1 protein-coding gene is annotated in these 304 nt (G+C 49.3%); it reads left to right on the top strand.

The window, feature by feature from the left end:
• Positions 1 to 17: 17 nt before the first annotated feature.
• The coding region (locus tag AABK37_RS42075; RefSeq protein WP_432557280.1) for an AMP-binding enzyme at positions 18 to 304 on the top strand (287 nt) is incomplete at its 3' end.

Here is a 304-nt window from a genome sequence, read left to right as displayed (position 1 = left end):
GCGAAATTGAGGCACTGTTGAGCCAACACCCAACTGTGCAACAAGCTGTTGTCATTGCCAAAGAAATTGCCGGCGATAAGCGCTTAGTTGCCTATCTGCTACCTCAAACATCAGCAGCACCAGAAATCGCACAGTTGCGCTCGTTCCTCAAACAGCAACTGCCCGATTACATGGTGCCAACTTCTTTTGTGGTGCTTGATGCCCTGCCACTCACACCTAATGGTAAAGTTGACCGCAAGGCACTACCAGATCCCTCAGTCCAACTTGAATCACACAACTTTGTTGCTCCCAGAACACCCATTGA

The organism is Tolypothrix sp. VBCCA 56010, from assembly GCF_050875635.1.
Taxonomy (GTDB): domain Bacteria; phylum Cyanobacteriota; class Cyanobacteriia; order Cyanobacteriales; family Nostocaceae; genus Hassallia.
The sequence above is the reverse complement of the archived record's forward strand: the minus strand, read 5'-3'. Positions and strand labels throughout refer to the sequence as shown.